Below are 12579 nucleotides of genomic sequence, written 5' to 3'. Positions count from 1 at the left end.
GAGGACCGCCCGTGAAAGCCCGATCCGATGAGCTACAGATCTTCGTCAGCGTGATTGAGTGCGGCTCGATTTCCGCCGCCGCGGAGCAGGTCGGGCAGACGCCATCGGCGGTCAGTCGCACCCTGTCGCGCCTGGAAGCCAAGCTTGAGACCACGCTGATCAACCGCACCACGCGGCGCATGGACCTGACCGAGGAGGGCAAGTACTTCTTCGAGCAGGCCAAGCTCATCCTGGCGCAGATGGACGCGCTGGAAGAGCGCCTGTCGTCACGTCAGAAAACCCCCGCCGGGCGCCTGCGCATCAATGCCGCCGTGCCGTTCATGCTGCATGGGATCGTGCCCTATATCGCCGAATTTCGCCGTTTGTACCCGCAGATCCAGCTGGAGTTGAACAGCGATGACCTGATCATCGACCTGCTGGAGCAGAGTACCGATATTGCGATTCGCATCGGTGCCCTGGCCGACTCCACCCTGCATGCGCGATCCTTGGGCTGTACGCCGCTGCATATCCTCGCCAGCCCCGACTACCTCAAGCAGTACGGCACGCCGACGACGGTCGCCGAGTTGGCTGACCATACCCTGCTGGGCTTTACCCAGACCGAAACCCTCAACCACTGGCCGCTGCGCCATGTGGAAGGTGACCGCTGGCTGATCGAGCCCAGCGTGGCCGCGTCCAGTGGTGAAACCCTGCGCCAGTTAGCGTTGGAAGGGCAGGGCATTTGTTGCCTGTCGAACTTCATGACCGTCGAAGACATCAATGCCGGGCGCCTGGTGCCGGTGCTGGAGGCGTTCAACAGCGGGTATCGCCAACCGATCCACGCGGTGTTCTACCGCAACTCGCAATTGGCGCTGCGCATCCAGTGCTTCCTGGACTTTATCCAGGCCAAGCTGGCGCGGTATGCGTGCTGATTCGTGATCCTCACGCAAGAGTGAATTGGGCGGTGCGGGCTTATTCGCCAGGGATGAGTCCGTAACAATGGACCCATCACTTACCCCGTCAGGAGCACTCTCCATGAACGTATTCATTACCGGCGCAGCCGGTTTTATCGGCGGTTCCATCGCCACTGGCCTGGTCAAGGCCGGTCACACGGTTACCGGCCTGGTACGCAGCGCCGAGCAAGCGGCTGAAATGACCGCCCTGGGCATTCACCCGGTGATCGGTACCCCCGACGATGCTGCTGTGTTGGCCGAGCAAGCGCACAAAGCCGATGCAGTGATCAATGCCGCGAGCAGCGATCATCGTGCCGCAGTGGAAACCCTGCTGGCCGCACTGAAAGGTTCGGACAAGCCATTCCTGCACACCAGCGGTTCGAGCATCGTGGGGGATGCGTCGGGCGGCAAGTCCAGCGATGTCATCTATTTCGAAGACAGCCTGCCGGAACCGACCGTCGACAAGGCTGCCCGCGTGGCCATCGACAACTTGATCCTGGCAGCGGCCAAAGACGGGGTGAATTCGGCGGTGATCTGCAACACCCTGATCTACGGCCACAGCCTCGGTGTGAAGCGCGACAGCGTGCAACTGCCGCGCTTGCTCAAGCAGGCACGCAAGAGCGGCGTGGTGCGCCATGTCGGCACCGGGCAGAACATCTGGTCCAATGTGCACATTGAAGACGTGGTGGCGCTGTACCTGCTGGCACTGACCCGCAACGTGCCGGGCACGTTCTACTTTGTGGAAAGCGGCGAGGCCTCGTTTATCGACATGACCACGGCGATTGCCCAAGCCCTGAACCTGGGCCGGCCGCAGGATTGGCCATTGGCCGAGGCTGAGGCCGAGTGGGGCTATGAAATGGCCAACTATGGCCTGGGCTCCAACAGCCGCGTGCGCGGCAGGCATGCCCGCGAGTTGCTGGGCTGGGCGCCGAAGCGTACGTCGGTGGTGGAGTGGATTCGCCAGGAGATGGTCTAAGTTTTCCGCCGTTTAGTTGTGGCGAGCGGGCCTGCCCGCGTCGGGCTGCGAAGCGGCCCCCTGTCAGTAATCGCATACATTCAGACAGAAATACGGTGAATGGTTTTGGGGCTGCTTCGCAGCCCAACGCGGGGCAAGCCCGCTCACTACAGGGTGTGTGCTTGCCTTAAAAATCTGGCCCCACCGCGCTCAATTCCGTACCATTCCCCGCCTTATCCCCCGCAATGCCCTGGTACCTCATGAACCTCACCCGTCTGCGCGCCGATGCCCTGGCCGGCCTCACCACGTCTTTCGCGCTGCTGCCCGAGTGCATCGCCTTTGCCCTGGTGGCTCACCTCAACCCGCTGATGGGGCTGTATGGCGCCTTTATCATTTGCACCCTCACCGCCTTGTTCGGCGGCCGGCCCGGCATGGTGTCCGGGGCGGCAGGCTCGATGGCGGTGGTGATCGTCGCGCTGGTGGTGCAGCACGGCGTGGACTACCTGCTGGCCACGGTGCTGCTGGGCGGGCTGATCATGGTCGCGTTCGGCCTGTTGCGCCTGGGCAAGCTGGTGCGCATGGTGCCGCACCCGGTGATGCTGGGGTTCGTCAACGGCCTGGCGATCATCATTGCCCTGGCCCAGTTGGAACATTTCAAGAACGGTGAAAGCTGGCTCAGCGGCATGCCGTTGTACGTGATGACCGGCCTGGTGCTGGTGACCATGGCCATCGTCTACCTGCTGCCGCGCATCACCCGTGCGGTGCCGCCGGCCCTGGTGGCGATCCTTGGCGTGGGCCTGGCCGTGTACCTGCTCGGCCTGCCGACGCGGACCCTTGGCGACATGGCCCACATCGCCGGGGGCCTGCCGAGCTTCGCGCTGCCGCAGATCCCCAGGACCCTGGAAACCCTCGGCATCATCGCTCCCTATGCGTTCCTGATGGCCATGGTCGGCCTGCTGGAAACCCTGCTGACCCTGAACCTCACCGACGAAATCACCGAGACTCGTGGCTACCCCGATCGCGAAAGCGTGGCCCTGGGCGCGGCGAATATGCTCTCGGGCCTGTTCGGCGGGATGGGCGGTTGCGCGATGATCGGGCAAACCGTGATCAACCTCAGCTCCGGCGGGCGCGGACGTTTCTCCGGGGTGTTCGCCGGGGTGATGATCCTGCTGTTTATTTTGTTTCTGTCACCGCTGATCGAGCGGATCCCGCTGGCGGCGCTGGTGGGGGTGATGTTCGTGGTGTCCCAGCAGACCTTCGCCTGGGCGTCCCTGCGGGTGATCAACAAGGTGCCGCTCAATGATGTGCTGGTGATTATCGCGGTAACGGTGATCACGGTGTTCACCGACCTGGCCACCGCGGTGCTGTGCGGCATCGTGATCGCAGCACTGAACTTTGCCTGGCAACAGGCCCGTGAGCTGTACGCCGATGAGCATCTGGAAGCGGATGGCAGCAAGCTCTATCGCCTGCACGGCACGCTGTTCTTTGCCTCGACGACGCCGTTCCTGAACCAGTTCGACCCGGCCAACGACCCGGCCCAGGTGACGCTGGATTGTCGTCACCTGAGCTTTGTCGACTACTCGGCGATTGCCGCGCTGATGACCCTGCGCGAGCGCTACAGCAAGGCCGGCAAGCATTTGCGCGTGCTGCATTTGTCCGAACGCTGCAAGAAGCTGCTCAAGCGTGCGAGGGTGCATCACGACTGATTTTATGGCCCGACCAGGTCTTCCAGTTCCTGGGCGCGGGTCTGGGTCATGTCCAGCACGCAGCCGGTGCCGTTGACCTGGTCGATGGTGCCGCCGGTAGCCGAGCCGGCGAAGGCACAATTGGCGTCACGGTACTTGATCCACAGGCGCTGCAGGTCCTGCAGTTGCTGCCTGCGGTTGCCTTCCTGGGCGGCAAGGGCGGTTTTGTAGGCTTTGTTCAGGCGCGTGTCCTGCACCTTGGTTTCCTTGACGTTGCAGCTGACCATGTCGGCAGTGGTGTTGGCGCCGTCCATGCATTTTTTCAGCGCCGGGTTGTCGGCGGCGGCGGCAGTGCCGCACACGGCGAGAAGCAGGGCGCCGGCGGCGAGTGTCGTACGAATCATGCTCGATTTTCCTGGCAACGGTGGATGTGCATTCTATGACTCAAGGGTATTCGTTGAGTTTCCAGCCTTCTCCGATCTTCATGTAAGAACACCCCCCGGATTTTCATGCACGGCCCTTGGGCATGTCCCAACGCGACAGCGCTTATCTGTGGGCGAAAGTTACTTTCATAAAATTTGAAAATGCTCCTCGGTAATGATTTATGAGTTTCACAATCAATTCGACGTGACCCTTTCCGAGGAGTACCGCATGGCCGCATCACCGGGCTTCGGGCTGTTGGCATACGCTGCCATCGCCATCATTGCTTTGATCGTGCTGATCGCACGTTACCGGCTCAACCCGTTTATCGTCATCACCCTGGTGTCCATCGGCCTGGCGCTGATGGCCGGGATGCCGGCTGACACCATCATGGGCTCCTACGAGGCGGGCGTCGGCAAAACATTGGGGCATATCGCCCTGGTCGTGGCACTGGGCACGATGCTCGGCAAGATGATGGCCGAGTCCGGTGGCGCCGAGCAGGTGGCGCGCACCCTGATCAACCGTTTCGGCGAACGTAATGCCCATTGGGCCATGGTGTGCATCGCCTTCCTGGTGGGGCTGCCGCTGTTTTTCGAAGTGGGCTTTGTGCTGCTGGTGCCAATCGCCTTTACCGTGGCGCGGCGCGTGGGGGTGTCGATCCTGATGGTCGGCCTGCCGATGGTTGCCGGCCTGTCGGTGGTGCATGCGCTGGTGCCGCCGCACCCGGCGGCGATGATGGCCGTGCTGGCGTATAACGCGTCGGTGGGGCAGACCGTGCTCTATGCGATCCTCATCGGTATACCCACGGCGATCATCGCCGGCCCGGTGTACGCCAAATTCATCGTGCCGCGTATTCACCTGCCGGCGGAAAACCCACTGGAACGCCAGTTCATCGAGCGCGAACCCCGTGAGCGTTTGCCGAGCTTTACACTGACCATGGGCACCATCCTGTTGCCGGTGGTGCTGATGATGATCGGCGGTTGGGCCAACGTGATCTCCACCCCAGGCAGCGGCTTCAACCAGTTCCTGCTGTTTATCGGCAACTCGGTGATTGCGCTGCTGGTGGCGACCCTGGTGAGTTTCTGGACCCTGGGCCTGGCGCAGGGCTTCAACCGCGAGTCGATCCTCAGGTTCACCAATGAATGCCTGGCGCCGACTGCGAGCATCACTTTGCTGGTGGGCGCGGGCGGTGGCCTGAACCGGATCCTCGTGGATGCAGGCGTCACTCATGAGATCCTCGGCCTGGCCCACGCGTTTCAGTTGTCGCCGCTGGTGATGGGGTGGCTGTTTGCGGCCCTGATGCGCATCGCCACAGGTTCGGCCACGGTAGCCATGACCACCGCATCCGGCGTGGTTGCGCCGGTCGCCCTGGGCCTGGGTTATCCACACCCGGAATTGCTGGTGTTGGCCACTGGCGCGGGTTCGGTGATCTTTTCCCACGTCAACGACGGCGGCTTCTGGCTGATCAAGGAATACTTCAATATGACGGTGATCCAGACCTTCAAGACCTGGACCGTGCTGGAGACTTTGATTTCGGTGGTCGCCTTCGGTCTGACTTACGGCCTGTCCTGTATTTTGTAACCCGGAGCCTTCATGGACATCCTCTACCAGATCCGCGCCCGTCAGGATTCCTTCAGCGCCGGCGAAGGGCGTATCGCCAGGCTGATGCTGGAGGATGTGGGCTTTGCCGCCTCGGCCAGCCTGGAAGAGCTGTCCCAACGGGCCGAGGTCAGTACCGCGACCTTATCGCGGTTTGCCCGCAGTGTCGGTTGCCGGGATTTGCGCGACCTGCGCCTGCAACTGGCCCAGGCCAGCGGCGTCGGCAGCCGCTTCCTGGACCCGGCGGGGTTGCCTGAACAGTCGGCGTTTCATCGGCAGATTCTCGGCGATATCGAAGCGACGTTGCGCCAGCACTTGTCGGGTTTCAACCAGGCGAGTTTCGTCGATGCGGTCAACCTGCTGGGCAAGGCGCGGATGATCCACGCGTTCGGCATGGGCGGGCCGTCAAGTTTGTGCAGCGATGAATTGCAGGTGCGCCTGGTTCGCCTGGGCTACCCGATTGCCGCCAGCCACGACCCGGTGATGATGCGCGTAACGGCTGCAACCCTGGGGCCGGAACACGCGCTGATTGTCTGCTCGCTCACCGGCCTCACCCCTGAATTGCTCGATGTGGTGGCGCTGGCACGCAACTACGACGCGCGGATCGTCGCCATCACCCTGGCCGACTCACCCCTGGCGCAGTTGGCGGATGTGCTGCTGCCGCTGCAACCGGCCGAAACCAGTTTTATCTACAAACCCACGGCGGCGCGCTACGGCATGCTGCTGGCCATCGACCTGCTCGCCACCGAACTGGCGCTGGCCCTGCCCGACGACAACCAGGAGCGCCTGCGCCGGATCAAGCTGGCCCTCGACGATTATCGCGGCGGCCCTGACCGCCTGCCGCTTGGAGATTGATATGACGTACGACACGCTGATTCTCCAGGCGCTGATCATCGATGGCAGCAACACCGAAGGGTTTGTCGCCGATGTGGGGCTGCGTGACGGGCGCATCGAGACGATCGGCGACTTGTCGACGGCGTGTGCCGAGCATGAAATCGATGGGACTGGCCGGGTGCTGGCGCCGGGCTTTATCGATGTCCACACCCACGACGACACGGTGGTCATCCGCCAGCCCCAGATGCTGCCCAAGCTCAGCCAGGGTGTGACCACGGTGATTGTCGGCAACTGTGGCATCAGCGCCTCACCGGTGAGTTTGCGCAGCGATCCGCCGGACCCGATGAACTTGTTGGGCAGCGCTGCGGCGTTTGTTTATCCCCGTTTCAGCGACTATCGCAGCGCCGTTGAAAACGCTCATCCAGCGGTGAACGTCGCGGCATTGATCGGCCACACGGCGCTGCGCAGTAACCACATGGACGACCTGCATCGCACCGCCACACCGGATGAAATCACCGCCATGCGTGTGCAGTTGCACGAGAGTCTCGAGGCCGGCGCCCTTGGTTTATCCACCGGCCTGGCCTACGCCAGCGCGTTCAATGCCGAGACCGATGAGGTGCTGCAACTGAGTGAAGAACTCACGACCTTCGGTGCGGTATACACCACCCATTTGCGCAGCGAATTCGAACCGGTGCTGGAGGCGATGGACGAGGCTTTTCTGATCGGTCGGCACGCACAGGTACCGGTGATTATTTCCCACCTCAAATGTGCGGGCGCGGGGAACTGGGGGCGTAGTCCGCAGCTGTTGGCGGCGTTGGAGTCGGCGGCGAAAACCCACCCGGTGGGGTGTGATTGTTATCCCTACGCGGCCAGTTCTTCGACCCTGGACCTCAAGCAGGTGACCGACGCATTTCGCATCACCATTACCTGGTCGACGCCGCACCCGGAAGTGGGGGGGCGCGACTTGCAGGACATTGCCGGCGAATGGGACGTCTCGTTGATGGATGCCGCTCGTCGTCTACAGCCTGCGGGAGCGGTGTACTACGGGATGGATGAAGCGGATGTGCGACGCATCCTTGCGCATCCATTGTCGATGGTGGGGTCTGATGGGTTGCCCGAAGACCCGTTTCCACACCCACGCTTGTGGGGGGCGTTTCCACGGGTGCTGGGACATTTCAGCCGGGATGTCGGCTTGTTCCCGTTGCATACCGCCGTGCACAAGATGACCGGCTTGTCGGCAGCGCGTTTTGGGTTATCCGAGCGTGGTGAAATTCGTGAAGGGCACTGGGCCGACCTTGTGTTGTTCGATCCGTTGCGGGTGCGGGATGTGGCGGATTTCAATGAGCCACAGCGGGCAGCGCAAGGCATTGATGGCGTGTGGGTCAACGGCGTATTGAGCTACAGCGATGGCCAAGCGAACGGTCAGCGACCGGGGCGTTTCCTGGCGCGCAGTGGGGATTTGCGTGGTGGGTTTTCGACTCTATAGTGGGCGCTTTCATACACGGAGCGGTTGCCATGCACTTAGGAAAAGTCACCCCTATCCTGCGGATTTTCGACGAGGCCAAGGCCTTGGAGTTCTACGTCGACTTCCTGGGGTTCAAGGTCGATTGGCAGCATCGCTTTGAGGCGAACTATCCACTCTATCTGCAAGTGTCGCTGGGCGATTGTGTACTGCACCTGTCCGAACATCATGGTGATGCTTCGCCGGGCGCGGCGGTGCGGATTCAGGCGCAAGGGGTGGACACGTATCAGCAGCAGTTGGCGGGCAAGGATTACCGTTACGCCAAGCCTGGGGTTGAGGAAACGCCTTGGGGATCGCGGGAGATGAGCATCAAGGATCCGTTTGGGAATCGGGTGGTGTTTGTTGAGGAAGGTGAGGGCTGAGAGGTAAATCGCAGGCAATAAAAAACCGCCTTAGTAGGGCGGTTTTTTATTGCAATCCCGGTTAGTAGCTGGGGTTGCATATTCAGCGGAAGCTATGACCAGCGAGAAGAATACTACTGCCGATTGTCGCGCCCCGCAAGGACTGGCCAAGGCCGACGGTTTTCACGCATTTCACTGAATGTTATAAAAAACGGTGGCAAGAATTGGCAATAAATTAGCGGACCTCCGCGGAGGGTTTTCTCATCTCCCGTCACACCTTCGATGAGGATGTTGGTTAGTATCACCCCGTTCCAAGTATGTCGTTTTGTAGGTGGCTGGGTATGCGCGCGGAATTATGGACCGAACGCCACGGGCTAGTAATCCGTGCCGGATTTATGCGGGAGGAACCAAAGCCCGGCCGCCTCATCGGAAGCTATGACCAGCATCCTAAGGCCCACATGTTCCGGTAAGTGTGCTGGAGGTAAGGCCCAACTCACGGAGGGCCGAGTATGTCTAGGTTTGCACGACGTACATGGAACCTCGTAGTGAACTGCCTACGTGCTTATCACGTATGGAAGTTCCTGCGGGACAGCTTCGATGACTGCTAACGTCTGAGAGGTGGAGCCGCCTCGGTATATGCCGAGGCGGCTTTTTGATTTCTTACACCCGGAAGTGACTGACCATCTGCTGCAACTGGCTACCCAAACGCGCCAGTTCCACGCTCGATTTCGCCGTTTCATTGCTCGCGGTGGCGGTCTGCTCGGACACATCACGCACATTCACGATGCTGCGGCTGATCTCTTCGGCCACGGCGCTTTGTTCCTCGGCGGCTGCGGCAATCTGCTGGTTCATGGACTGGATGTTCGACACCGTGCGGGTGATGTTTTCCAGGGACACGCCGGCCTTGCGCGTCAGTTCGACACTGCTGTCGGTGAGGCTGCGGCTGTTGTTCATCACGTTGGCGACTTGCTGGGTGCCGTTCTGCAAACCGGCGACCAGGCCTTCGATTTCCTCGGTGGATTTCTGCGTGCGCTGGGCCAGGCCACGCACTTCGTCGGCGACCACGGCAAAGCCGCGACCGGCTTCACCGGCACGCGCCGCTTCGATCGCTGCGTTGAGCGCGAGCAGGTTGGTCTGTTCGGCCACCGCCTTGATCACGTCCATCACGCTGCCGATCTTGTTGCTCTCTTGTTGCAGGTGCGCCATGGCATCGGTGGAACGTTCCACTTCGGCGGCCAGGCGTTCGATCTGGGCGATGGCCTCGGCCACCACTTTATCGCCTGCGCGGGCCTGGCCGTCAGCGTCGGCGGCAGCCAGAGAGGCTTGCTCGGCGTTGCGTGCGACTTCCTGCACAGTGGCGGTCATTTCGTGCATTGCCGTGGCGACCTGATCGGTCTCGATCTTCTGGCTGTTCACACCGGCGCTGGTCTGCTCGGTCACGGCCGACAACTCTTCGGCGGCGCTGGCGATCTGGGTCACGCCGTCGCGAATCCCGCTGATCAGTTCACGCAAGGTGGTGCCCATGCGCTGGATGCCTTGTTGCAGTACGCCCAGCTCATCGCGACGGGTGACCTGGATATTGTGGCTCAGGTCGCCGGAGGCGATGCGCTCAACCACGGCCAGGGTTTCCTGCAGTGGGCGGGTGATCTGGCGGGTGATCACCAGTGCCGCGATGATACCGACCAGCAGTGCCAGCAGCGTGCTGATCAACTGCAGGCTACGGGCCTGGGCGCTTTCGGCGTCGCGACGATCCAGCTGGATGTCGTAGAGCTTGTCGCTGATGGTGACGATGTCGGCGCCTTGGGTGGTCATTTCGGCACGGGCAGCCACGATGTTGGCGTTGGCCGTCTTGTAGTTTTGAACGGCTGTGCGATAGGCGCCCAGGGCGGTTTCCAGGGCGCTCAGCGCGCTTTGCTGGCTGGCGCCGAATGCGACACTGAGGCCTTTCAAGCCGCCGATGGCTTTCTCGATTTGTGCCGCAGCGCGGGCTTCGGTGTCCGGGTTGACGTTGTTGGTGTAGCCACGCACTTCGTAGCGGGCCAACTGGAACGCCTGCTTGGCGTTGGTCACCGCCTGGAACTGAGTGAAGCGCTCCGGGCTGTCGGGCATCTGCTGCACGCTGGTGTCCAGCGCATCGATCTGGGCGTTGGCGATATCGGCCTTGTCCCCCATGACCTGGCGAGCAGCGTTGCCGTTACGGTAAGCCTCACGCATTTTGTTCAGGGATTGCTGATAAGCCGTGATGATGGCTTTCTGCTCGTTGAGCAGCTTGACGTTTTCCGGGCTCTTGAAGCTGTCCAGGAGTTTCTGTTGCTGGGCAGCAAAGGCATCCAGGCTGCTCTGCACGTTCTGCGCCACGGATTCATCGCCGTTGGCCAACATGTATTGCAGGCGCACGATGCGCAGTTTGGTCAGCGACGCGTTGAGCTGGGTAATGTCGCTCATCCAGTTACTGCGGTCGATCAGGCTGCCCAGGCTGGTCCAGCCGGTTAAGGCCAGGATCGAGGTGAGAACCAGTACCAGGCCAAAGCCCAGGCCCAGTTTGAGGTTGACGCTGATGTTACCGAACCAGCTGTTCATCGAATGCTCCGCGAAGGTGATTTTTTGTCTGCTGGACGGTGTTGTTGTTTGAGCCAGCCAAAGTGTGTAGCGCTGTATCGGCGGGGAGGTTTGAATCTGAAGCGCTTTTATTGCGCGTGCGACGAAGGGTCGCGATCCCGGTGCCGCGCCGCGGTGGGGGGCTCATCACCAGCAGGTCTTGTGTGCTAGTCTGCTGGCCCTTTTAGTTCAGGGCGGCGCGCACATCACTGTTTCCAGTGCTGCCCTACAGCGGAGCCTCTTCATGTCCGAAGTTAATCTGTCCACCGACGAAACCCGCGTCAGCTACGGTATCGGCCGTCAGTTGGGCGACCAACTGCGTGACAACCCGCCACCGGGTGTGAGCCTGGACGCGATCCTGGCTGGCCTGACCGACGCATTCGCCGGCAAACCAAGCCGTGTTGACCAGGAGCAAATGGCTGCCAGCTTCAAGGTCATCCGCGAAATCATGCAAGCCGAGGCCGCTGCCAAGGCTGAAGCCGCTGCCGGCGCTGGCCTGGCGTTCCTGGCTGAAAACGCCAAGCGTGATGGTATCACTACCCTGGCTTCCGGCCTGCAATTTGAAGTGTTGACGGCCGGTGACGGCGCCAAGCCGACCCGTGAAGACCAGGTGCGCACTCACTATCACGGCACCCTGATCGACGGCACTGTGTTCGACAGCTCCTACGAGCGTGGCCAGCCTGCAGAATTCCCGGTGGGTGGCGTAATCGCCGGCTGGACCGAAGCCCTGCAACTGATGAATGCCGGCAGCAAATGGCGCCTGTACGTGCCGAGCGAACTGGCTTACGGCGCTCAAGGCGTTGGCAGCATTCCGCCGCACAGCGTGCTGGTATTTGACGTCGAACTGCTCGACGTTCTGTAAGACCTGCTGCTTACCTGTGGGAACGGGGCCGTTCGTTCCCACAGTGTCTTGCCGGTGTGTTCATGGATGGAACTTGCCATTGAGCTCCGTCGCCGGGCGCAACGCTCGGGCATAGCAGAACAGAAACAGATTACGCACCACTTCCTTGAGCACTCCTGGTTCACTCGAACTCAGGCCGTTGACGTCCAGGTCACCCTGATCCTGCAATTCATTCAGCGCTTCTTCTTCCAGCACCGCACAGACTTCGCCGGTTTCCCGATGAAGGATGCGCAGGTAAGGGTGTGGGCGGTCGAGCCAGGCATCTATCAAATAAGTCATGGGTACATCTCCTTGATGGGTTTCAATGAGAATAATTCTTATTCGTAGAATAGCAAGTGCCTATTGGCAGTTTCCTGGTTTTTCTGTGTGGATATTGCGAGGGGTCAACGGGGAGGGCAAAACGCCATCCCGCGCGGGCGCGGGATGGATGCAGCAGGTTCAGACTTTGCGCACGAACTCGGACTTGAGTTTCATCGGGCCGATACCGTCGATCTTGCAATCGATATCGTGGTCGCCGTCGCACAGGCGGATGTTCTTGACCTTGGTGCCGACCTTCACGACCAGGGACGTGCCCTTGACCTTGAGGTCTTTGATCACGGTGATGGTGTCGCCGTCCTGCAGGACGTTGCCCACAGAGTCTTTCTTCACGGTTTCATCGCCGGCCACTTCGGCCTCGCCATTGGCGGACCACTCATGGGCGCATTCCGGGCAGATCAGCTGGGCGCCGTCTTCATAGGTGTATTCGGAATTGCATTTCGGGCAGGGTGGCAACGTGCTCACTAAAGCTCCTTGAGA

Annotated in this window: 11 protein-coding genes and 2 pseudogenes; 8 read left to right on the top strand and 5 right to left on the bottom strand. The window is 61.2% G+C overall.

The window, feature by feature from the left end; genetic code table 11:
- Nucleotides 1-11: 11 nt before the first annotated feature.
- From NIBR502773_RS10485 to NIBR502773_RS10475, 3 genes are all read left to right on the top strand, one after another.
- Nucleotides 12-908 (top strand): LysR family transcriptional regulator, encoded by an 897-nt coding sequence (locus NIBR502773_RS10485; protein ID WP_141155994.1) that lies wholly within the window; start codon nt 12-14, stop codon nt 906-908.
- Nucleotides 909-1011: 103 nt separating this feature from the next.
- A complete protein-coding gene (locus tag NIBR502773_RS10480) occupies nt 1012-1905 on the top strand; it encodes an NAD-dependent epimerase/dehydratase family protein (RefSeq protein ID WP_141155993.1) in 894 nt (297 codons plus the stop codon).
- A gap of 239 nt (nt 1906-2144) precedes the next feature.
- Nucleotides 2145-3590 carry a SulP family inorganic anion transporter gene (locus tag NIBR502773_RS10475; protein WP_141155992.1) on the top strand — a complete coding sequence of 482 codons (1446 nt, stop codon included), beginning with the start codon at nt 2145-2147 and terminating at the stop codon, nt 3588-3590.
- A gap of 2 nt (nt 3591-3592) precedes the next feature.
- Here the strand turns inward: NIBR502773_RS10475 and NIBR502773_RS10470 are convergent, their stop codons facing one another.
- Complete coding sequence (locus NIBR502773_RS10470) at nt 3593-3973, bottom strand: lysozyme inhibitor LprI family protein (RefSeq protein WP_065938998.1); 381 nt, start codon at nt 3971-3973, stop codon at nt 3593-3595.
- 247 nt (nt 3974-4220) lie between these two features.
- Between NIBR502773_RS10470 and NIBR502773_RS10465 the strand changes: the two genes are divergently transcribed.
- Genes NIBR502773_RS10465 through NIBR502773_RS10450 form a run of 4 tightly spaced genes read left to right on the top strand, consistent with a single transcriptional unit; the run spans nt 4221 to nt 8306 of the window.
- Nucleotides 4221-5570, top strand: a complete 1350-nt coding sequence (locus NIBR502773_RS10465) for a gluconate:H+ symporter (RefSeq protein WP_223841626.1) — start codon at nt 4221-4223, stop codon at nt 5568-5570.
- A gap of 12 nt (nt 5571-5582) precedes the next feature.
- Nucleotides 5583-6443 (top strand): MurR/RpiR family transcriptional regulator, encoded by an 861-nt coding sequence (locus tag NIBR502773_RS10460; protein ID WP_027607656.1) that lies wholly within the window; start codon nt 5583-5585, stop codon nt 6441-6443.
- A 1-nt stretch (nt 6444) separates the two neighbouring features.
- The gene (locus NIBR502773_RS10455; RefSeq protein WP_141155991.1) at nt 6445-7908 is read left to right on the top strand and encodes an amidohydrolase family protein; all 1464 of its coding nucleotides are present in this window, start codon (nt 6445-6447) and stop codon (nt 7906-7908) included.
- 29 nt (nt 7909-7937) lie between these two features.
- Nucleotides 7938-8306 carry a glyoxalase superfamily protein gene (locus tag NIBR502773_RS10450; RefSeq protein ID WP_027607654.1) on the top strand — a complete coding sequence of 123 codons (369 nt, stop codon included), beginning with the start codon at nt 7938-7940 and terminating at the stop codon, nt 8304-8306.
- A 639-nt stretch (nt 8307-8945) separates the two neighbouring features.
- On the opposite strand, the pseudogene NIBR502773_RS31295 reads toward NIBR502773_RS10450, so the two are convergent.
- Together NIBR502773_RS31295 and NIBR502773_RS31290 are read right to left on the bottom strand one after the other, a co-directional pair.
- Nucleotides 8946-9539: pseudogene (locus NIBR502773_RS31295) on the bottom strand (methyl-accepting chemotaxis protein); the annotation flags it as partial.
- 309 nt (nt 9540-9848) lie between these two features.
- A pseudogene (locus tag NIBR502773_RS31290) lies at nt 9849-10865 on the bottom strand (methyl-accepting chemotaxis protein); the annotation flags it as partial.
- A 262-nt stretch (nt 10866-11127) separates the two neighbouring features.
- On the opposite strand from NIBR502773_RS31290, the gene NIBR502773_RS10440 reads away from it, so the two are divergent.
- Complete coding sequence (locus tag NIBR502773_RS10440) at nt 11128-11745, top strand: FKBP-type peptidyl-prolyl cis-trans isomerase (protein WP_003176055.1); 618 nt, start codon at nt 11128-11130, stop codon at nt 11743-11745.
- Between the two features lie 60 nt (nt 11746-11805).
- Here the strand turns inward: NIBR502773_RS10440 and NIBR502773_RS10435 are convergent, their stop codons facing one another.
- Together NIBR502773_RS10435 and NIBR502773_RS10430 are read right to left on the bottom strand one after the other, a co-directional pair.
- Nucleotides 11806-12063 carry a hypothetical protein gene (locus tag NIBR502773_RS10435; protein WP_003194088.1) on the bottom strand — a complete coding sequence of 86 codons (258 nt, stop codon included), beginning with the start codon at nt 12061-12063 and terminating at the stop codon, nt 11806-11808.
- 159 nt (nt 12064-12222) lie between these two features.
- Nucleotides 12223-12564: a zinc ribbon domain-containing protein YjdM gene (locus NIBR502773_RS10430; protein ID WP_003230858.1), complete on the bottom strand. Its 342-nt coding sequence runs from the start codon at nt 12562-12564 to the stop codon at nt 12223-12225.
- Nucleotides 12565-12579: the final 15 nt, after the last annotated feature.

The sequence above is a fragment of the Pseudomonas sp. NIBRBAC000502773 genome (assembly GCF_006517195.1).
GTDB classification, from domain to species: Bacteria; Pseudomonadota; Gammaproteobacteria; order Pseudomonadales; family Pseudomonadaceae; genus Aquipseudomonas; species Aquipseudomonas marginalis.
Note: the sequence above shows the minus strand (reverse complement) of the source record. Positions and strands in the feature narration are given on the sequence as shown.